This window comes from Trinickia sp. (genome assembly GCF_051954495.1).
Taxonomy (GTDB): domain Bacteria; phylum Pseudomonadota; class Gammaproteobacteria; order Burkholderiales; family Burkholderiaceae; genus Trinickia.
The window spans coordinates 35,227-55,613 of record NZ_JBQCHR010000039.1 but is presented as its reverse complement, the minus strand read 5'-3'; the positions used below and the strand labels follow the sequence as shown (position 1 = coordinate 55,613).

The 20,387-nt window shown below is 63.7% G+C and carries 19 protein-coding genes; 3 read left to right on the top strand and 16 right to left on the bottom strand.

Annotated elements, in window-relative coordinates; all coding sequences use genetic code 11:
- The first annotated feature begins 65 nt into the window (after positions 1-65).
- A complete protein-coding gene (locus ACTHNR_RS06625; RefSeq protein ID WP_440546769.1) occupies positions 66-854 on the top strand; it encodes a glycine zipper 2TM domain-containing protein in 789 nt (262 codons plus the stop codon).
- Between the two features lie 214 nt (positions 855-1,068).
- On the opposite strand, the gene iscX is transcribed toward ACTHNR_RS06625, so the two are convergent.
- The 12 genes from iscX to ACTHNR_RS06565 all read right to left on the bottom strand — a co-directional run bounded on the left by iscX (position 1,069) and on the right by ACTHNR_RS06565 (position 10,228).
- Positions 1,069-1,266 carry a Fe-S cluster assembly protein IscX gene (gene iscX, locus ACTHNR_RS06620; protein WP_440546768.1) on the bottom strand — a complete coding sequence of 66 codons (198 nt, stop codon included), beginning with the start codon at positions 1,264-1,266 and terminating at the stop codon, positions 1,069-1,071.
- 21 nt (positions 1,267-1,287) lie between these two features.
- Positions 1,288-1,629 carry an ISC system 2Fe-2S type ferredoxin gene (gene fdx / locus ACTHNR_RS06615; RefSeq protein ID WP_440546767.1) on the bottom strand — a complete coding sequence of 114 codons (342 nt, stop codon included), beginning with the start codon at positions 1,627-1,629 and terminating at the stop codon, positions 1,288-1,290.
- 84 nt (positions 1,630-1,713) lie between these two features.
- The gene (gene hscA / locus ACTHNR_RS06610; protein ID WP_440546766.1) at positions 1,714-3,579 is read right to left on the bottom strand and encodes a Fe-S protein assembly chaperone HscA; all 1,866 of its coding nucleotides are present in this window, start codon (positions 3,577-3,579) and stop codon (positions 1,714-1,716) included.
- Between the two features lie 13 nt (positions 3,580-3,592).
- A complete protein-coding gene (hscB, locus tag ACTHNR_RS06605) occupies positions 3,593-4,120 on the bottom strand; it encodes a Fe-S protein assembly co-chaperone HscB (protein WP_440546765.1) in 528 nt (175 codons plus the stop codon).
- 126 nt (positions 4,121-4,246) lie between these two features.
- Positions 4,247-4,570 (bottom strand): iron-sulfur cluster assembly protein IscA, encoded by a 324-nt coding sequence (iscA, locus tag ACTHNR_RS06600; protein ID WP_440546764.1) that lies wholly within the window; start codon positions 4,568-4,570, stop codon positions 4,247-4,249.
- Between the two features lie 14 nt (positions 4,571-4,584).
- Positions 4,585-5,004, bottom strand: coding sequence for a Fe-S cluster assembly scaffold IscU (gene iscU, locus ACTHNR_RS06595; RefSeq protein WP_440546763.1), 420 nt, complete (start codon positions 5,002-5,004; stop codon positions 4,585-4,587).
- A 45-nt stretch (positions 5,005-5,049) separates the two neighbouring features.
- Complete coding sequence (locus tag ACTHNR_RS06590; RefSeq protein WP_440546762.1) at positions 5,050-6,273, bottom strand: IscS subfamily cysteine desulfurase; 1,224 nt, start codon at positions 6,271-6,273, stop codon at positions 5,050-5,052.
- 74 nt (positions 6,274-6,347) lie between these two features.
- Complete coding sequence (iscR, locus tag ACTHNR_RS06585) at positions 6,348-6,878, bottom strand: Fe-S cluster assembly transcriptional regulator IscR (RefSeq protein ID WP_440546761.1); 531 nt, start codon at positions 6,876-6,878, stop codon at positions 6,348-6,350.
- A gap of 119 nt (positions 6,879-6,997) precedes the next feature.
- Positions 6,998-7,483 (bottom strand): low molecular weight protein-tyrosine-phosphatase, encoded by a 486-nt coding sequence (locus ACTHNR_RS06580; RefSeq protein WP_440546760.1) that lies wholly within the window; start codon positions 7,481-7,483, stop codon positions 6,998-7,000.
- 135 nt (positions 7,484-7,618) lie between these two features.
- A complete protein-coding gene (locus ACTHNR_RS06575; RefSeq protein WP_440546759.1) occupies positions 7,619-7,867 on the bottom strand; it encodes a hypothetical protein in 249 nt (82 codons plus the stop codon).
- A 147-nt stretch (positions 7,868-8,014) separates the two neighbouring features.
- Positions 8,015-9,448 carry a lactate utilization protein B gene (locus ACTHNR_RS06570; protein ID WP_440546758.1) on the bottom strand — a complete coding sequence of 478 codons (1,434 nt, stop codon included), beginning with the start codon at positions 9,446-9,448 and terminating at the stop codon, positions 8,015-8,017.
- A gap of 51 nt (positions 9,449-9,499) precedes the next feature.
- Positions 9,500-10,228 (bottom strand): (Fe-S)-binding protein, encoded by a 729-nt coding sequence (locus ACTHNR_RS06565; RefSeq protein WP_440546757.1) that lies wholly within the window; start codon positions 10,226-10,228, stop codon positions 9,500-9,502.
- 178 nt (positions 10,229-10,406) lie between these two features.
- Between ACTHNR_RS06565 and ACTHNR_RS06560 the strand changes: the two genes are divergently transcribed.
- Positions 10,407-11,216: an IclR family transcriptional regulator gene (locus tag ACTHNR_RS06560; protein WP_440546756.1), complete on the top strand. Its 810-nt coding sequence runs from the start codon at positions 10,407-10,409 to the stop codon at positions 11,214-11,216.
- 153 nt (positions 11,217-11,369) lie between these two features.
- Here the strand turns inward: ACTHNR_RS06560 and pbpG are convergent, their stop codons facing one another.
- Positions 11,370-12,485, bottom strand: coding sequence for a D-alanyl-D-alanine endopeptidase (gene pbpG / locus ACTHNR_RS06555; protein ID WP_440546755.1), 1,116 nt, complete (start codon positions 12,483-12,485; stop codon positions 11,370-11,372).
- 648 nt (positions 12,486-13,133) lie between these two features.
- Between pbpG and ACTHNR_RS06550 the strand changes: the two genes are divergently transcribed.
- A complete protein-coding gene (locus tag ACTHNR_RS06550) occupies positions 13,134-13,715 on the top strand; it encodes a phasin family protein (RefSeq protein WP_440546754.1) in 582 nt (193 codons plus the stop codon).
- 179 nt (positions 13,716-13,894) lie between these two features.
- Here the strand turns inward: ACTHNR_RS06550 and lpdA are convergent, their stop codons facing one another.
- From lpdA to aceE, 3 genes are all read right to left on the bottom strand, one after another.
- The gene (lpdA, locus tag ACTHNR_RS06545) at positions 13,895-15,667 is read right to left on the bottom strand and encodes a dihydrolipoyl dehydrogenase (RefSeq protein ID WP_440546753.1); all 1,773 of its coding nucleotides are present in this window, start codon (positions 15,665-15,667) and stop codon (positions 13,895-13,897) included.
- A gap of 41 nt (positions 15,668-15,708) precedes the next feature.
- Positions 15,709-17,385, bottom strand: a complete 1,677-nt coding sequence (aceF, locus tag ACTHNR_RS06540) for a dihydrolipoyllysine-residue acetyltransferase (protein WP_440546752.1) — start codon at positions 17,383-17,385, stop codon at positions 15,709-15,711.
- Positions 17,386-17,472: 87 nt separating this feature from the next.
- Positions 17,473-20,169, bottom strand: a complete 2,697-nt coding sequence (gene aceE / locus ACTHNR_RS06535) for a pyruvate dehydrogenase (acetyl-transferring), homodimeric type (RefSeq protein ID WP_440546751.1) — start codon at positions 20,167-20,169, stop codon at positions 17,473-17,475.
- Between the last annotated feature and the right edge of the window lie 218 nt (positions 20,170-20,387).

Here is a 20,387-nt window from a genome sequence, read left to right as displayed (position 1 = left end):
CCGCGCGATGGCGGAAACTAACGACGTCTCAATCAGAAGCCCCTTCGTTCTCACGGAGGTACCACATGAACAATCCGACCACCCCCGCTCGTCGCTTGCACCCGCTGATCGCGGTCGCCGCGGGCACCGTCATCGTTGCCAGCCTCGCCGCCACCGCCGCCATCACCGGCGTGTTCCCCAAAGCATCGAGTTCGAGCGTTCAAAACGATCAAACGCAAAACGCGCAGGTTTTGTCGCAACCTGTTGTCGATTCGGCCGCTCCGGCGAACACGACGTCGACATCGCTGACGAGCCCGCAGCCGCAGCCCCAACAGCAGCCGGGGCAAGTTCAGACGCGCTCGTCTCAAGCCGCCCAACCGGCGCCGGGCCAGGTGCAATACGCTGGCCAGCCGGGCCAGCCCTCCTACGCACAACCGTCCGGCCAACCGCCCACGCAGCAACAGCAATATGCGCAGCAGCAACAGCTCGCACAGCAGCCCTACGCCCAACCGCAACAGCAGCCGAACGCCCAGCAGGCCTACTGCGCCAGCTGCGGCACGGTCGAATCGATCGCGGCGGTACGGCATGAAGGGCATGGCACCGGTATCGGCGCGGTTGGCGGCGCGGTGGCCGGCGGCCTGATCGGAAACCAGTTCGGCGCAGGCACCGGGCGGACCGCGATGACGGTACTCGGCGCGGTCGGGGGAGGCTTCGCCGGCAATTCCGTGGAAAAGCACCTACGCAGCGAAACGAGCTACCAAGTGCGGGTGAGAATGCAGAACGGCCATCTGCGCTATTTCAACTATCGTGAAGCGCCGCCATTCCAACAGGGCGAGCGCGTGCACATCGAGCACGGCGCATTGGCGGCAGGCTGAACGGCAACGCTCGGCTAACGATAGACGCCTGACGAAGCCGCCTCGGCCAAGGATGGAAGGCGGAGGCGCTCACACTTCGAACGCGTATAAGAAAGGCGACCTCACATGGGTCGCCTTTTTTTTGGTTCGGCTGCTATCCGACTGCTATCCGTCGCTGCGGCAACGCAACCCTACCTCTTCATCACGTCACCGCATTCCTCGGATCAGTCGCGACTCACTCCGCCGCGTCTTCGATCCAAGCTAGCTGAATCGCTTCGAGAATCTTTTCGCTCGATCGATGAGGATCATCGTCGAAGCCGTCGAGCGCCATGACCCACTTGTGCAAATCCGTAAAGCGGATCTGCTGCGGATCGACCTCCGGATGATTGTCGGTGAGGGCCATTGCGATTTCTTGCACGTCCGTCCACTTCATGGCTGCTCCCTCCTTCGGGTCTCAATGATTTTCTTTAGCGTGATTGATCGAGTAGCGCGGGATCTCGACCACGAGATCCTTGTCTTGCGGCACACGCGCTTGGCACGATAGCCGCGAAGTCGGCTCGAGCCCCCACGCCTTGTCGAGCAGATCGTCCTCGTCCTCTTCAGACGGCGCGAGCGCTTCGAAACCTTCACGCACGATCACATGACACGTGGTGCAAGCGCAAGACTTTTCGCACGCGTGCTCGATTTCGATGCCGTGCTCGAGCAGCGCGTCGCACACGCTCTCGCCCGGTGCGGCCTCGAACACCGCCCCCTCCGGGCACAGTTCGACATGGGGCAGGACAACGATTTGAGGCATAGGGAATTCCGTGACTTATAGAATGCGGGGCGGCCGGCGCCGCCCGCCTCGTCATTGTAAGGCGGGCACGTCGACACAGAAATGTCAGATATCCTCGAGCTTGCGGCCGGTCAACGCTTGGCGAATGCTCTTGTTCATGCGCCGCGCGGCGAACTCGTCGGTTTCCTCGGCGAGCGCTTTGGTCGCCGTTTCGATGTCGTCGGCGACATCGCCCTGGGCCGTCGCGCTCAAGCGAGCCAACGCGGCTTCCACCTTCGCGCGTTCGTCGTCGGCCAGCAATTCGCCATCGGCGGCCAGCGCGGCTTGGGTGGCCTCGAGCAAGCGTTGCGCCTCCACCTGCGCCTCGCGCAGCGCGCGTGCGCGCATGTCGATTTCCGCCGTGCTGAAGCTCTCCTCGAGCATGCGCGCGACATCGTCGTCGGCCAGGCCATACGACGGCTTGACCACGACCGACGCCTCGACGCCCGAGTGCTGCTCACGCGCGAAGACCGACAGCAAACCATCGGCATCGACCTGATAGGTCACACGAATACGGGCCGCGCCGGCCGCCATCGGCGGAATGCCGCGCAACTCGAATCGCGCGAGCGAGCGGCAATCGGATACGAGTTCGCGCTCGCCCTGCACGACGTGAATCGCCATGGCCGTCTGGCCGTCCTTGAACGTCGTGAACTCTTGCGCGCGCGCGACGGGGATCGTCGAATTGCGCGGAATGATTTTTTCGGCCAGCCCGCCCATCGTCTCCACGCCGAGCGACAGCGGGATGACGTCGAGCAGCAGCCAGTCCTCGCCGGCGCGATTGCCGGCTAGCAGGTCGGCCTGAATGGCCGCGCCGAGCGCGACGACCTGATCGGGGTCGAGATTGGTCAACGGCGGCTGGCCGAAAAATGCCTCGACGGCACGGCGAATGACCGGCATGCGCGTGGCCCCGCCGACGAGCACGACGCCCTTCACGTCCTGCGGCGCGATCTTCGCATCGCGCAGCGCCTTTTTCGTCGGCACGAGCGTGCGTTCGACGAGCGAACGTACGAGTTCCGCGAACTGCGTCTCGGTCAGCGGCACCGAGATCGGCGTACCGTCCGACAGCGTCGCCTCGACCGTTGCCTCGGGCGACGACGACAGCGTTTCCTTCGCGACGCGCACACGATCGAGCAGCAGCCGGACGTCCTCCGGCGCCAGGCCTTGCGGCGCCAAACCCGCTTCATGCAGCACGTGGCGGAACAAGACGTGATCGAAGTCGTCGCCGCCCAGCGCCGAATCGCCGCCGGCCGCGAGCACCTCGAATACACCCTTCGTCAGCTTGAGGATCGACAGATCGAACGTGCCGCCGCCGAGGTCGTAGACCGCGTACAGCCCTTCGGCGCCGTGATCGAGCCCATAGGCGATCGCCGCGGCCGTGGGCTCGTTGAGCAAACGCAGCACGTTCAGGCCGGCGAGCCGGGCCGCATCCTTGGTGGCTTGGCGCTGCGCCTCGTCGAAGTACGCGGGCACGGTGATGACCGCCCCGACGAGTTCGTCGCCCAGCGAATCCTCCGCGCGCTGGCGCAAGGTAGCGAGAATTTCGGCCGAGACTTCGACCGGACTCTTTACGCCCGCGACCGTGCGAATCTGCACCATCCCCGGGGCGTCGACGAATTCATAGGGGGCGTTCTCCGCCCCTTCCACCTCTTGCTTGCCGCGTCCCATGAAGCGCTTGACCGAAACGATCGTGTTGCGCGGATCGAGCACGGCTTCTTCTTTCGCCGTGTGGCCGATGCGGCGGCCGCCGCGTTCGAGATAGCGCACCACCGAAGGCAGCAGCACCCGGCCCGCTTCGTCGGGCAGCGCTTCGGCGATGCTGTTGCGCACGGCGGCCACGAGCGAGTTCGTCGTGCCGAGATCGATGCCGACCGCCAGGCGCCGCTGATGCGGCGCGGGCGCCATGCCGGGTTCCGAGATTTGCAGTAGGGCCATTCTGTTTTATAGGTCAGTGTTCGAGGCGTTCGATCTGATGGCCGATCTCACCGGCCACGCGCTCGAGAAACATCAACTGCCGCACGGCTTCGGCCGCCGGTTGATCGGCGCCGGTGTCGAGCAGCGTTCCGAGCCTCTCGAAGCGCGTACGCTCCTCGTCGCGAAGCTCGTCTTGCAGCGCCAGCAGATCGCCAACGTTCCTCGCATCGGCGGCGTCCTCCACGCGTTCGCGCCACTCCATCTGCTGCATCAAAAATGCCGGCTCCATCGCGGTGTTCTCGGATGCGCCGACATCGACGCCCCGCAGCGAGAGCAGATACGTGGCGCGCTTGAGCGGATCGCGCAGCGTCTGGTAGGCCTCGTTCGCGCGCGTGGCCCATTGCATGGCGACGCGTTTTTGCGCCTCGCCCGCCGCGGCGAACCGGTCCGGGTGGACCTGCGCCTGCACGGTGCGATAAGCATGTTCGAGCGCCTCGAGATCGAGCGAAAAGCGCGCCGGCAAATGGAACAAGTCGAAGTGGCTGTCTTGGATCGAGGACATGTTGGCAATCGTCGCTGTAACGTAAAGCGCGAAACGTAAAACCGGCGGCGTGCCGCCGAACGAGCGCCTAGAAACAAAAAGGCGGCCCGCGCCGCCTTCTCGCCCGCCCGAGGCGGCCAGCCATCGTCATACGCGGAACGATTCGCCGCAGCCGCACTCGTCCTTCACGTTCGGGTTGTTGAACTTGAACCCTTCGTTCAACCCTTCGCGCGCGAAATCGAGCTCGGTGCCGTCGATATAGGCCAGGCTCTTCGGATCGACGATGACCTTCACGCCGTTGCACTCGAAGATTCGATCCTCGGGTTCGAGCTCGTCGACGTACTCGAGCTTATAGGCGAGCCCGGAGCACCCCGTCGTGCGCACGCCCAGGCGCAGCCCGAGCCCCTTGCCGCGGCGGGTCAGGTACTTCTGCACGTGCTGCGCGGCTTTTTCGGTCAGTGTGATCGCCATGATCTTTCGTTCGCTTACGCGGCTTGCTGCTTGGCTTCGTCGGCCGATTGAGCGCCGCCGTGACGTTGCTTGTAGTCGGCCACCGCCGCCTTGATCGCGTCTTCCGCGAGAATCGAGCAGTGGATCTTGACCGGCGGCAATGCAAGCTCTTCGGCGATCTGCGTGTTCTTGATGGACAGGGCCTCGTCGAGCGTCTTGCCCTTTACCCATTCCGTGACGAGCGAGCTCGACGCGATGGCCGAACCGCAGCCGTACGTCTTGAACTTCGCATCTTCGATGACGCCGTCGGCGCCGACGCGGATCTGCAGCTTCATGACGTCGCCGCACGCGGGGGCGCCCACCATGCCGGTGCCGACCGTATCGTCATCTTTCGAGAACGAACCGACGTTGCGCGGGTTTTCGTAATGATCGAGAACTTTGTTGCTGTAAGACATGATCGAACTCCTAGATTCGCTTAAATCCGAGTAATCGTGAGGCGCTCAGTGCGCGGCCCATTTGATCGTCGACAGGTCGATGCCGTCCTGATGCATTTCCCACAGCGGAGACAGGTCGCGCAACTTCGCGATCTTGTTCTTCAGCAGGTTGACGACGTACTCGACGTCTTGTTCCGTCGTGAAGCGGCCCACCGTGAAACGGATCGAGCTGTGGGCCAGTTCGTCGTTGCGGCCGAGCGCGCGCAGCACGTACGAGGGCTCCAGCGAAGCCGACGTGCAGGCGGAGCCCGACGACACGGCCACGTCCTTGATCGCCATGATCAGCGATTCGCCTTCGACGAAATTGAAGCTGATGTTCAGGTTGTGCGGCACGCGGCGCTCCATGTCGCCGTTGACGTAGACCTCTTCCATCTCGGTCAGACCCTTGAGCAGCCGGTCGCGCAGCATGCGCACGCGTTCGTTCTCCGTGGCCATTTCCTCGCGCGCGATGCGGAACGCCTCGCCCATGCCGACGATCTGGTGCGTGGCCAGCGTGCCCGAACGCATGCCGCGCTCGTGACCGCCGCCGTGCATCTGCGCTTCGACGCGCACGCGCGGCTTACGACGCACATAGAGCGCGCCGATGCCCTTGGGGCCATACGTCTTGTGGGCCGAGAACGACATCAGGTCGACCTTCAAACGGTTCAGATCGATTTCGACCTTGCCGGTCGCTTGCGCCGCATCGACGTGGAAGACGATGCCCTTTTCGCGGCAAATCTCGCCGATTGCTTCGATGTCTTGGATGACGCCGATCTCGTTGTTCACGGACATGACCGAGACGAGGATCGTATCGGGCCGCAGCGCGGCCTTGAAGACGTCGAGATCGATGAGGCCGTCGCTCTTCACATCGAGGTAGGTCACCTCGAAGCCTTCGCGCTCCAGCTCGCGGCAGGTATCGAGCACCGCCTTGTGCTCGGTCTTCACCGTGACGATGTGCTTGCCCTTGCTCTTGTAGAAGTGCGCGGCGCCCTTGATCGCCAGGTTGTCCGACTCCGTCGCCCCGGACGTCCAGATGATTTCGCGCGGATCGGCGTTCACGAGCGCCGCGACTTGTTCGCGCGCTTCCTCGACCGCCCGCTCCGCCTCCCAGCCGTACGAATGGCTGCGCGACGCGGGGTTGCCGAACTGCTCCCGCAGATAGGGGATCATCTTGTCCACCACGCGCGGATCGACGGGGGTCGTCGCGCTGTAGTCCATGTAGATGGGCAGGTGGGGCGTCTGGTTAGTCATCAATGGCTCCGGGGGAAATCGTTATAGCTCGTCAATGTTCGTTCGCGCTGGCTTCGTTTGATCTCGCGCCGGCTTCACGAACTCGCGATGTTGAATACGGAATTGGGCCCTTTGGGGGCGACGCGCGCCGCTTCGACGGCCGCGCTTTCGGGGCGCCTATCGCGCAGCACCGCCGGCGACCCTTCCCGCGCGCGCTGCTGATCGACGAGATCCTGCAATGAGACCGAATCGAGGTACTCGACCATTTTCTGGTTCAGCGTCGACCACAGCTCGTGCGTCATGCAGTGGCCGTCGTGCTGCTTGGTGCCCTCGCACGAGCCCTTCCCGCCGCACTGCGTGGCATCGAGCGGCTCGTCCACGGCGATGATGATGTCCGCCACCGTGACCTCTTGCGCCCGACGCGCGAGGTTGTACCCGCCGCCCGGCCCGCGCACCGATTCGACGATCTCGTGGCGGCGCAGCTTCCCGAACAATTGCTCGAGGTACGACAGCGAGATGCGCTGACGCTGACTGATGCCGGCGAGCGTCACCGGACCTTGCTCCTGGCGCAGGGCCAGGTCGATCATCGCCGTAACGGCGAAACGGCCTTTCGTGGTGAGTCTCATAGGGACAGGGGATCCGAATTCTCGACGATTTTGGTCAAGTATAAATACATGACGTTTTTAGTCAAGTATCCCCTTCAACGTTTAGGTTATTGGTGACGGAGTGAGCGGGCACGGCGCAGTCAAGCCTGTTCGAGCTGTGCCCGCAGGTGCGCGAGCAAGCCCCGGCACGCCGCTTCGCATTGATCGAGCACCGCTTCGAAGCCCTCGCTGCCGCCGAAATAGGGATCCACGACCTCCCGGCCGCCTGCGCCCGGCGCGAATTCCATCAGCAATCGCACGCGGGCGCGCCGCTCGGGCGGGCACACGCGCAACAAGTTGCTGACGTTTTCATCGTCCATCGCCAGCAGCAGATCGAAGCGGTCGAAGTCCCCCACGTCGATCTGTCTGGCCCGCAGCGGCGACAGGTCGTAGCCGCGGCCGCGCCCGGCCTGCTGCGCGCGCGAATCCGGCGCCTTGCCCACGTGCCAATCGCCGGTGCCGGCGGAGTCGATCCGCACCTGCTCCGTCAGCCCGGCGGCCGCGACTTGCGCGCGCATGACCGCTTCCGCCGTGGGCGAGCGGCAGATGTTTCCGAGACAGACGAAGCAGATAGAAACGGTTTTCATCGAAAAGGACTGCACGAGCCGGCGCGCGTGTCGTGACCGCAGTTGCGGGGGCGGCTTTGGAGTCCCGTTTCGGAAACCCTTGAAGCCCTGAACTGCACGCCGGCGAGCGAATCGCTCATTATATCGGGCTGCTGGCTAGGATGCCTGGGGCGTAGCCGCAGGCGCCTGTGCGCGATGCACGGCGGGCGCGACTGCTGCCGACCCCGCATCGATGAGCCCGTACGACACCGTGCGCGCAAGTTCCGCCGTGACCTGCTCGGCCGGCAGCGGCTCGTACGCCGCGCCGCCGTCGCCGTAAGCGTGCAACGCAGCCAGTGCGATCAGCGCCACGGCCAGCGCCAACGGCCAGTAGCTGGAGATATAGCCCGATCTTGTCGTTCTCATATTCGCGCCCCTTTCTCGGCGGACACGCGCCGATCGCGCGCCCGCTCGTATCCATGGCACGTATTCTATAAACTCCGCCTATCGAGACAAAGATGCGAATAGCGAATTCAGCGTTGCGGTGGGATAAACAATGAACCGCTCCGCTCGTTAGCTGCGCCGCTGTTCGCTACGATCGAGATGGGTGCGCTGCGCGGCGTAAAGCTCGCGGAACGTGCGGCCGACCGGCGCCGGCATTTCCCGCGTCGCGGTCCAGCCCTGGCCGAACGGCAAGTACGCAATCGAGCGCCGGCTTCCGCCCGCCCGCTCGAGCACCCGAACGGCAAGCTTGGTCACCAAGGCATACAGCGCCGGCCGCATCGCGACAAAGCCCCATACGGCAAGCGCCGCGCGCTCCCGCAACGGCCTCAAGCCCCGCTCGACCTGCTTTTCGCGCAATGTGCGCAGCAGATCGGAGAGCGGGATGCCTACCGGGCACACCGAGTTGCATTCGCCGCACATCGTGGCGGCCTGCGGCAGATCGAGCGCCTTGTCGACGCCGACGTAGCTGGGCGTGAGCACCGAGCCCATCGGCCCCGGGTAGACCCAGCCGTAAGCATGGCCGCCGACCTTCTGATAGACGGGACAGTGGTTCATGCATGCGCCGCAACGGATACAGCGCAACATTTCTTGAAACGCACCGCCGATCAGGCCCGTGCGGCCGCCGTCGACGAGCACCACGTACATGTGCTCGGGCCCGTCCAAATCGCCCTCGCCGCGCGGGCCGGTCAACAACGAAAAATAATTCGACGTCACCTGCCCCGTTGCGCTGCGCGGCAGCAGCCTCATCGCCAGGGCGAGGTCTTCCAGCGTGGGCAGCACCTTTTCGATGCCGGTGACGGCCACATGCACGCGCGGCATGACCGTGCACATGCCCTCGTTGCCTTCGTTCGTCACGATGGCGACGGAGCCGGTTTCGGCGACGAGGAAATTACCGCCCGTCACGCCCATGTCCGCCGACAAGAAATGCGGACGCAGCACCTCGCGGGCCTCGCGCGTCATGTCCGGGATCTCGGTCAGCCGCGGCCGGCCGTGCGTGGCCGCGAACAAATCGGCGATCGCCTCCTTGTCCTTGTGCACGACGGGCGCAATGATGTGGCTCGGCGGCTCGTTGCCGTTGATCTGAAGAATGTATTCGCCGAGGTCGGTCTCGATCGACTGCACGCCCATGTCGCCGAGCACGGCATTGAGCCGCATCTCCTCCGACACCATCGATTTCGTCTTGATGACCTTCTTGACGTCGTGCTTGCGCGCGATGTCGGCGATGAGCTTCGCGGCGTCTTGCGTGGTTTCGGCATAGAGCACGGTCGTGCCGCGCCGCGCCGCCTCACGCTCGAACGTCTCGAGCCACACGTCGAGATTGTCGAGCGCCCGGTTGCGGCGCGCTTTCAGTTCGGCGCGCGTGGCCGGAAAATCGATCGCCTGCATGGCCACGGCGCGCGCGGACACGAATTTCGTCGAGAGTTTTTTGAGGTTCTGCTGCAAACGCGCGTCGGCCAGACCTTCCTTGGCGCGCGCCTTGAAATGCATCGATTGAACTTGCATGGGGCCCGAGGTATCCGTTCGTTGAACGCAGCGCCGCTGCTCTGTGGTCGGTCAGTGATCGGCGTCGCCGGCCAGCACTTGGGCGATATGCAGCACGCGCGTCGTCGCGTCGCCCGTGCGGCGCAGCCGCCCTTCGATATTGAGCATGCAGCCCAGATCGCCGAGCACGACGCAGCCCGTTCCGCTCGCTTGGACGTTCGCGCACTTTTCGTCGGCGATGGCCGTGGAAATGTTGCCGTACTTGACGGCGAAGGTGCCGCCGAAGCCGCAGCAGTGCTCGCAATCCTTCATTTCCGTGACGGCGACCCCACGCTGGGCCAGCAGCGCGCGCGGCTGCTGCTTGACGCCTAGCTCGCGCAAGCCCGCGCAGGAATCGTGATAGGTGACCGGCCCCGCGAAAGTCCCGGCGGCCAATTCCACCTTCGCGACATTGACGAGAAAGTCCGTCAATTCATAGACTTTCGCACGCAGCCGTTCGTAGCGCCCCATCAGCTCCGGATCGTCGCGAAAAAGGTCGCCGTAATGCACGGCGATCATCCCCCCGCACGAACCCGAGGGAACCACGACGTAATCGAACTGCTCGAATTCGCGCAGCATCTTTTCCGCGAGATCGCGGGCGACGCCGCGCTCCCCGGAGTTGTAGGCCGGTTGCCCGCAGCAGGTTTGCGCCGGCGGGACGATCACATCGAAGCCCGCTTGCTCGAGCAGCTTGACGACTGAAAACCCGATCTCCGGGCGCATCAGGTCAATGAGGCAAGTGACGAAAAGTCCGACTCGCATGGTAGCCACAGGTGAACGAAACGACACGATTATGCGTCGTTTATGGCCGCCGACAACGCAACGAGCGGAAAAAAGCGCCGGCCCGCCGCCCGAGGGCTCATTCAAACGGCGTTCGCTTTTTTCACAATACGAGATACAATGGGCCCCACGTGTTAATTGCCGAGTCAATCGATTTCCAATGAGTGAGACGAATCCGGACTCCAAAACGTCGATCCAAGTGATCGAACGCATGATGCGCCTGCTCGACGCCCTGGCTTCCCATACCGACCCGGTCAGCCTCAAGGAACTCGCGCTGCGCACCGAACTTCATCCCTCGACGGCGCACCGAATCCTGAACGACATGGTCACGTGCCGCCTCGTCGATCGGTCCGATCCGGGCACCTATCGGCTGGGGATGCGGCTGCTCGAACTGGGCAACCTCGTCAAGGCGAGGCTCTCGGTGCGCGACGCCGCCCTCGCCCCCATGCGCGAGCTGCACCGGATGACGGGGCAGACCGTCAATCTGTCGGTACGCCAAGGCGACGAAATCGTCTATATCGAACGGGCCTACTCCGAGCGCTCGGGCATGCAGGTCGTGCGCGCCATCGGCGGGCGAGCGCCGCTTCATCTCACGTCCGTCGGCAAGCTGTTCTTGGCCGCCGACGAGGCCGCGCGTGTCCGCGCCTACGCCATGCGCACGGGTCTCTCGGGACATACGCAGAACAGCATCACCGACATCTCGCGGCTCGAACGGGAACTGACGCAGGTTCGTCAACAGGCTTGCGCACGCGATAACGAAGAACTGGAGCTCGGCGTGCGATGCATCGCCGCGGGTATCTACGACGATACCGGCAAGCTCGTAGCCGGCTTGTCGCTGTCCGCTCCGGCCGACCGCCTGCAAGACTCGTGGCTCGGCCAGTTGAGCCGCACCGCTCTCGTCATTTCCGAGTCGCTCGGCTACCATCCGGAAGCCGCAGCCGACGCCCCGATGAAGTCAGGGGCGCACTAAGCCTGCTGCTTGTCGGCGCGGCACGGCGTAGGTATCGTCGATCGTCCATCGAAGCGCCGGACGCACACAGCAAAAAGCCCGCTTCGAGAAGCGGGCTTTTTGTTTCGGCAGACGCTACGCCAAAGAGGCGCGCATGCTCGGTCGCCGTCGGCCTCAGGTGCCGCGACCGCCTGCGTCCGCGCTGGTGATGCGCGGGCCGTCGGACTCGTCGAGCCACTTGCGCAGGCGCTGCGCATCGGCAAAGCGCGAGTATTTGCCCAACGAATCGAGCAGCACCATGACCATGGGGCGGCCGTGGATCGTCGCCTGCATCACGAGGCACTCGCCCGCTTCGTTGATGAAGCCGGTCTTCTGCAGCCCGATATCCCAAGTAGGATTGCGCACGAGCGCATTCGTGCTGTTGTAGGCCAGCACGCCGCGGCCCGGCGACACTTCGTAGCTGCGATCGGTCGAGAACTTGCGGATCAGCGGATACTGATACGCCGCGTTGATCATCTTCACGAGATCGCGCGCCGTCGAGACGTTATGGCTCGTGAGGCCCGTCGGGTTCTCGAAGTGCGTATCGTTCATCCCCAGCTCTTTGGCCTTGGCGTTCATCGCGGCGATGACCGCCGGGCGGCCGCCCGGGTAATAGCGCGAAAGCGCGGCGGCGGCGCGGTTTTCCGACGCCATCAACGCGATGTGCAGCATATCTTCACGCGAGAGCACCGAGCCGACGCGTAGGCGCGAACCCGTGTGCTTTTCGTAGTCTTTGTCTTCGTCGGTGACTTCGATCTGATCGGTGAGCGGCGCCTTTGAATCGAGCACGACCATGGCGGTCATCAGCTTCGTGATCGACGCGATGGGTACGACCGACGTGGAGTTCTTGTCGAACAAGACTTCCGACGTGTTTTGATCGACGACGAATGCGACATTGGAGCGCAGCGCAACGCCTTCAGGCGTTTCCTGCAGACCGAACGCCTGCCCGGCCGTGGGCGAACGCGGCTCGAAAGCCACGCGATGCACGACGCCGTGCCGGGCGTGCGCGCGCGCCGTGTAGTGTACGCGCGCGCGTTTGACCGGCTCCTTCGCTTGCGTGCCCGCGGCGGCGACCTTGTCGCTCTTTTTCAGGTGTTTCTTATGGACCGGCTGATGAGCCGCCGTGGCGGTCGCGGCAAAGGCATCGATCGGGGTCGCGATGGTCGCGACGAGCAATGCGCCGGCCGACACGACTGTGCCGAGCGCCACGCCTCGCATCATGCTGAGCGACGAAAACAGAGCGAATTTCATTGGTGTTCTGAAGCAGGAGTGGCGAACGGTTGTCGGCAAGTGTAGTAAAGCTACGAAAAATTAGCAATATTAAGCACTTATGGGCCGTCCTTGATCCAATTTGTAAATTAGGGAAACGCGGGCCGTGCATGCATCTTGCGCATCCCGCCCCTCGCCTACTAGGGCCGTAACCGCATAACGGCCGTATTTGTCTAAACTTGAACGAATTCGTTCCCCGCCGGGCCACACTCGACGCGGGTTTCGGCCAAACAGCCTCGCCCGGGGGCCCGACAAGCTCGTCTTAACGCGCCAGCCTCACGTTCGGTGTACAGCGTTTCCCGCCAAAACACCGCGCGCTGGCGCACATCGACGGATCAAAGCCGTCATCGATGCCGCATCGGCGCGCCGGCACGCATCGAGCAGTGCGGCAAAAATACCCGAAAACGATTCCATCGTCACGTCCCCAAATACCCGCAAGACATTGTTTTACCGACAAATTCCCGATATTGTGCGGCGCACCAAAATCCGCTTGACATTTGTTCACGTCGTCCTAAAATGGGAACCGTTGTTGCGACGCACAATACACGTCGATCCAAGAAGCGCCTCGCAAGTTTAGCCATTCCACCATGCTCGGCCTGCCAAGACAGGTCGAATTTCAGGAGCGAAAAGATGACTCTGTTGACCCCTGAGCAATTCGCCGCAGCACAGAAAGCGAACCTCGAAGCCCTCTTCGGTCTGACGAACAAAGCGTTCGAAGGCATCGAGAAGCTTGTCGAACTGAACCTTCAAGTGGTGAAGTCGACGCTCGCCGAAGGCCAGGAAAACGCACAACGTGCGCTGTCGGTCAAGGACGCGCAGGAATTCGTCGCGCTGCAAGCCAGCCTGGCGCAACCGGTGGCCGAAAAGGTTCTGTCGTACGGCCGTCACCTGTATGAAATCGCCTCGGCCACGCAAGCGGAATTCGCGCGCGTCGCGGAAGCGCAGTACGAAGAGCAGAACCGCAAGGTTCAAGCGCTCGTCGAGAACGTCGCGAAGAACGCGCCGGCCGGTTCGGAAACCGCTGTCGCCGTCATGAAGTCGGCCATCACCGCCGCCAACACGACGTACGAAACGGTTCACAAGGCCACGAAGCAAGCGGTCGAAATCGCCGAAAGCAACTTCAACGCCGCCGCCACGGCTGCGCAAAAGGCTGCCCAGCAAGCCGCGTCGCAAGCGTCGCGCGCTGCCGGCGCCAAGAAGACGGCTGCGTAATCGCCCGGCATTCGCTCCGCGCCGAAAGACAAAAACGGCGCGCTCCCTAAGCGGAGCGCGCCGTTTTTTATTTGCCGGCCCGCCCGGCATGGAAAACGACGGGCGGGACACCGGCCTGTTCCGCCTAATTCCCGTATCGACAACCCGCTGCCGACCACCGGCCGGCAGCAGGCGCTGCCTTACTTCTTACGCTGCGGCGGCAGGTCCGTACAGACACCCTCGTAAAGCTCGGCTGCCATACCGATCGATTCGCCGAGCGTCGGGTGCGGGTGGATCGTCTTGCCGATATCCGTTGCATCGGCGCCCATCTCGATCGCCAAGCACACTTCGCTGATGAGATCGCCGGCATTCAGGCCGACGATGCCGCCGCCGATCACGCGATGCGTTTGTTCGTCGAAGATCAGCTTCGTGAAGCCCTCGTCGCGCCCGTTTGCGATCGCGCGGCCCGATGCGGCCCAAGGGAAGACCGCCTTGCCGTATTTGATACCTTCGGCCTTGCACTGATCTTCCGTCTTGCCGGCCCATGCCACTTCCGGATCGGTGTAGGCCACCGAAGGAATCTGCAGCGCGTCGAAGTAGGCCTTTTCGCCGTTGGCCGCCTCGGCCGCCACATGGCCTTCATGCACGGCTTTGTGCGCGAGCATCGGCTGACCGACGATATCGCCGATCGCGAAGATGTGCGGCACGTTCGTGCGCATCTGCTTATCGACTTCGATGAAGCCGCGATCGGTGACCGCCACGCCCGCCTTGTCCGCGCCGATCTTCTTGCCGTTCGGGCTGCGGCCCACGGCCACAAGCACGAGGTCGTAGCGTTGCGGCTCGGCCGGCGCCTGTTCGCCTTCGAACTTCACGTAGATGCCGTCCGACTTCGCTTCGGCCGCCGCCGTCTTCGTCTTGAGCATGACGTTGGCGAAATGCTTGGCGCTGTACTTCTGCCAGACCTTCACGAGGTCGCGGTCGGCGCCCATCATCAAGCCGTCGAGCATTTCGACCACGTCGATCTTCGCGCCGAGCGTCGCATAGACCGTCGCCATTTCGAGGCCGATGATGCCCCCGCCGATGACGAGCATGCGTTGCGGCACTTGGCGCAGTTCGAGGGCGCCCGTGGAATCGACGACACGCGGGTCTTCCGGCATGAACGGCAGCTTCACGGCTTGGGAGCCGGCCGCGATGATCGCTTGCTTGAACTTGACGATCTTCTTGCCGCCCTCGCCCTGCACTTCCATGTGGTGCGGATCCACAAACGTGCCGACGCCCGTCGCCACTTCCACCTTGCGGGCCTTGGCCATGCCGGCGAGGCCGGTCGTCAGCTTCTTGACGACACCCGATTTGAACGCGCGCAGCTTGTCCAGATCGATTTGCGGCTTGCCGAACGTGATGCCGTGGTCGGCCAGCGCCGCCACTTCGTCGGTGATGAGCGCCGTATGCAGCAGCGCCTTCGACGGAATGCAGCCCACGTTCAAACACACGCCGCCGAGCGTCGAATAGCGTTCGACGAGCACCGTCTTCATGCCGAGATCGGCCGCGCGGAACGCAGCCGAATAGCCTCCGGGGCCGGCGCCGAGCACGAGCATGTCGCATTCGATATCGGCGGCGCCCGAGAAGCTGCCGGCTTGCGGCGCGGCGGCGGGAGCGGCGCTCGAAGCGGGCTTCGCCGCGGGAGCGGCGGCCGCGGCCGGCTGCGGCGCGGGCGCGCTCTTGGCCGGCTCAGAGGCGGCGGCTTCGACGAGTGCGACGACGGTGCCTTGGGAGACCTTATCGCCGGCTTTGATTTTGACTTCCTTGACGGTGCCGGCGACATCGCTCGGCACTTCCATCGAGGCCTTATCCGATTCGAGCGTCAGCAGCGATTGTTCTTTCTCGATGACGTCGCCCGGCTTGATGTTGACTTCGATGACGTCGACATCTTTAAAATCGCCGATATCCGGCACCTTCACTTCGACGAGACTCATTCACACGCCCCTTCTTGTTTGGATTGCGCCATGTTCGACGATTAAAGAATCACGCGCCGGAAATCGGCAAGCAACGCACCCAGATACGCATTGAAGCGCGCGGCTTCGGCCCCATCGATCACGCGGTGATCGTACGAGAGCGAAAGCGGCAGCGTGAGACGCGGCACGAACTGCTTGCCGTCCCACACAGGCTTCATCGCGCCGCGCGACAACCCGAGAATCGCCACCTCGGGCGCATTGATGATCGGCGTGAAATGCGTGCCGCCGATGCCGCCGAGCGAGGAGATCGAGAAGCATCCGCCTTGCATTTGATCGGGTTTGAGCTTGCCGTCGCGCGCGAGCTTCGACAGTTCGGCCATTTCCTTCGCAATCTCGATGAGCCCCTTCTTGTCCGCGTCGCGGATCACGGGCACGACAAGGCCGTTCGGCGTGTCGGCCGCGAAACCCACGTGGTAGTACTGCTTGAAGACGAGGTTGTCGCCGTCGAGACTCGCGTTGAACGTCGGGAATTTCTTCAGCGCCGAGACGACGGCCTTGATCACGAACGCCAGCATCGTGACTTTCACGCCGGCCTTCTCGTTTTCCTTGTTCAACTGCACGCGCAGCGCTTCGAGCTCGGTGATGTCCGCTTCGTCGTTGTTCGTGACGTGCGGGATCATCACCCAGTTGCGGTGCAAATTCGCGCCGGAAATCTTCTTGATGCGCGAAAGCGGCTTCGGATCGATCGGACCGAACTTCGTAAAATCGATCTTCGGCCACGGCAGCAGATTCAGCTCGCCGCCGCCCGCGCCGGCCGCGGCCGGAGCCGAGCCGCCCAGCGAGCGCTGGCCCGTCATGACGCCCTTGACGAACGCGGTCACGTCCTCTTGCGTAATGCGTCCCTTCGGGCCCGTGCCCTTTACCTGCGCGACATCGACGCCAAGCTCGCGCGCGAACTTGCGCACCGAAGGCGACGCATGGCTCGGCAGGCGCGAACCGCCTTCGCCGGCCGGGATGATCGGCGCTTGCGCGAGCGCCGACGGCTGGGCCGGCATGCCGTGCGGCGTGTCCTCGCGCGGCGAATCGGCAGGCGGTTCGACCTTCTTGGCCGCGGGCGCTTGCGCCGGGGCAGCCGCTGCCGGGGCCGCGCCCTGTGCTTCGACGAGAACGATCAGCGAGCCTTCCGACACGGAATCGCCCACCTTGACTTTGATTTCCTTGACGACGCCGGCAACCGGGCTCGGCACGTCCATCGTGGCCTTGTCCGATTCGAGCGTGACGAGCGACTGCTCCTTCTCGACGCGGTCGCCGACTTTGACGGCCACTTCGATCACGGGCACGTCTTTGTAGTCGCCGATGTCCGGCACCTTCACTTCCTGCACGCCGCCGCCGGCCGCGGCAGCGGGCGCGGCTTGCGCGGGTGCGCTCGATTGAGCGGCGGCGGGCGCGGGCGCCGCGGCGCCGTTCGCCTGGCCCGGCTTGGCGGCGGCTGCGCCGCCCGTCGGCTCCAGCAAGATGATCAGCGTGCCTTCGGACACGGAATCGCCTTGCTTGACCTTCACTTCCTTGACCGTGCCGGCTTGCGGGCTCGGCACGTCCATCGTCGCCTTGTCCGATTCGAGCGTGACGAGGGACTGTTCTTTTTCGACGGCGTCGCCGGCCTTCACGAGAATTTCGATGACGGGCACATCTTTGTAATCGCCGATGTCCGGCACCTTGACTTCGATCGCTTCACTCATTGTTGGTGTCTCCAGGGGCTCACACAGGCGCGCCCGCCGTGTTTCCAAGCGGCGGGCGCGCGCACAGCCTCACGCGAAGGCGATGCCTTAAACGGTCATCGGGTTGGGTTTGTTGGGGTCGAGCTTGTACTTCGCAAGCGCATCGGCCACGACCTTACGCTCGATCGTACCCTCATCGGCCAGCGCGTTCAGCGCCGCGACGGTGACCCAATAGCGGTCGACCTCGAAGAAGTGACGCAGACGCTCGCGGGTATCCGAGCGGCCGAAGCCATCGGTACCGAGCACGACGAAGCGATTGGGCACATACGCGCGGATCTGGTCGGCCAGCGCGCGCACGTAGTCGGTCGAGGCGATGACGGGGCCCTGCGCGTCCTTGAGCAGGGTCTCGACGTGCGAGAGCTTGCGCGGCTCGGTCGGATGCAGCAGGTTCCAGCGCGTCACGTCCTGCCCTTCGCGCGCGAGCTGCGTGAAGCTCGGCACGCCCCAGATGTCGGCGTCGACGCCCCAGTCGTTCTTGAGCAGATCCGCGGCGGCGATCACTTCGTTCATGATCGTGCCGGCGCCCATCAGTTGCACGCGCGGGCTCTTCGATGCACCGTCGACCTTCTTGAACGAATACATCCCCTTGATGATGTGCTCGGCCACGTGCTCTCCCTGCGGCATCGCCGGGTGCTCGTAGTTTTCGTTCATCACGGTGATGTAATAGAACACGTCTTCCTGGTTCTGCACCATGCGGCGCAGACCGTCCTGCATGATGACCGCGAGTTCGAAGCCGAACGTCGGATCGTAGCTCAGGCAGTTCGGCACCGACTGCGCCCACAGCAGCGAGTGGCCGTCTTCGTGCTGCAGACCTTCGCCGTTGAGCGTCGTGCGCCCTGCCGTCCCGCCGAGCAGGAACCCGCGCGAACGCATGTCGCCGGCCGCCCACACGAGATCGCCGATGCGCTGCAGGCCGAACATCGAATAGAAGATGTAGAACGGCACCATGATCTCGCCGTGCGTCGAGTACGACGTCGCGGCCGCGATCCAGTCGCACATCCCGCCGGCTTCATTGATGCCTTCCTGCAGAATCTGCCCCGTCTCCGATTCGCGGTAGAACATGAGCTGATCGGAATCCTCCGGCACGTACTTCTGGCCGTCCTGGTTCCAGATGCCGATCTGACGGAACAGACCTTCCATGCCGAACGTGCGCGACTCGTCGGGCACGATCGGCACCACGCGCTTGCCGAGCGCCTTGTCCTTGAGCAGGATGTTCAGGATCCGCACGAACGCCATCGTCGTGGAAATCTCGCGGCCTTCACCCGTGCCCTTGAGCAGCGGTTCGAACGCGGCAAGCTCGGGCACCGGCAGCGATTCGGCCTTCTCGCGGCGCGCGGGAAGATAGCCGCCCATGTCCTGGCGGCGCGCACGCATGTATTCCAGTTCCTTCGAACCTTCCTCGAACTTCAGGTAGGGCACGTTGACGATGTCTTCGTCGGAGATCGGCAGGCGGAATTGATCGCGGAACACCTTGAGCTGATCCACCTGCATCTTCTTCTGCTGGTGGGTGATGTTCATGGCTTGGCCGGCCTCGCCCATGCCGTATCCCTTGATCGTCTTCGCCAGGATGACGGTCGGCTGATTTTGGGCATGCTGCGCTTCGTGGAACGCCGCGTAGATCTTGTGCGGGTCGTGGCCGCCGCGGTTCAGGTTCCAGATGTCCTCATCGGACCAGTCGGCGACGAGCGCCTTCAGTTCGGGCGAATTGAAGAAATGCTCGCGGACGAAAGCGCCCGATTCGGACTTGTACGTCTGATATTCGCCGTCGACGACTTCCATCATGCGGCGCATCAGCGCGCCCGTCTTGTCGCGTGCGAACAGCGCGTCCCAGCGGCTGCCCCAAATGACCTTGATGACGTTCCAGCCGGCGCCGCGGAACTCCGATTCGAGCTCCTGAATGATCTTGCCGTTGCCGCGCACGGGCCCGTCCAGGCGCTGCAAGTTGCAGTTGATGACGAACACGAGGTTGTTGAGGCGCTCGCGCCCGGCCATGCCGATCGCGCCGAGCGATTCGGGTTCGTCGGTTTCGCCGTCGCCGAGGAACGCCCAGACCTTGCGGCCGTCCGTCTTCGCGATGCCGCGCGCCTGCAGATACTTCATGAAGCGCGCTTGATAGATCGCCATGATCGGGCCGAGACCCATCGAGACGGTCGGGAACTGCCAAAAATCGGGCATCAGCCACGGGTGCGGATACGAGGAGATGCCCTCGCCGCCGACTTCCTGGCGGAAATTGTCGAGCTGGTTTTCGCTCAGCCGGCCGAGCAGGAACGCCCGCGAGTAGATGCCGGGCGACGAATGGCCCTGCACGAACACGAGATCGCCGCCGTGGTTTTCCGACGGCGCATGCCAGAAATGGTTGAAGCCGACGTCATACAGCGTGGCGGCCGAAGCGAACGACGCGATGTGGCCGCCGACGTTGGTGTGCTTGCCGGCCCGAAGGACCATGGCGATCGCATTCCATCGCGTGTACGAGCGGATACGGTGCTCGATGTCCTGGTCGCCCGGAATCTTGGCCTGACGCGAGACAGGAATGGTATTGATATAGGGCGTTTGCGCCGAAAACGGCAGATGCTCGCCGTGCACGCGCGCGAACTCGATCTGTTTCTCGATGAGGTAGTGCGCACGGTCCGGACCGACGGCAGAAATGACCCCTTCGAGCGCGTCGAGCCATTCGCCGGTTTCCTGGGGGTCGTCGTCTTTTTCGGCGGCGACATATTTCATGACTTCGTCGGGCACAGCGGACATTCTCGTCTCCTGATTGGGGGTGCGCTTCGAACGGGGCGACGCAGACCGGGTCGGACCGCGGCGGTTGACGGCGATTGTAAAGAGGCTTGGCGCGCCTTAGCAATCAATTTTTCGAATTGCGAGATCATTTCTCATAATACGAAATATTGCTGCATTGCATCTAAAAATGATGGCATTCGTGCGGCAACGTGCCGTCAGTTGCGTCAAACGACGCCTGA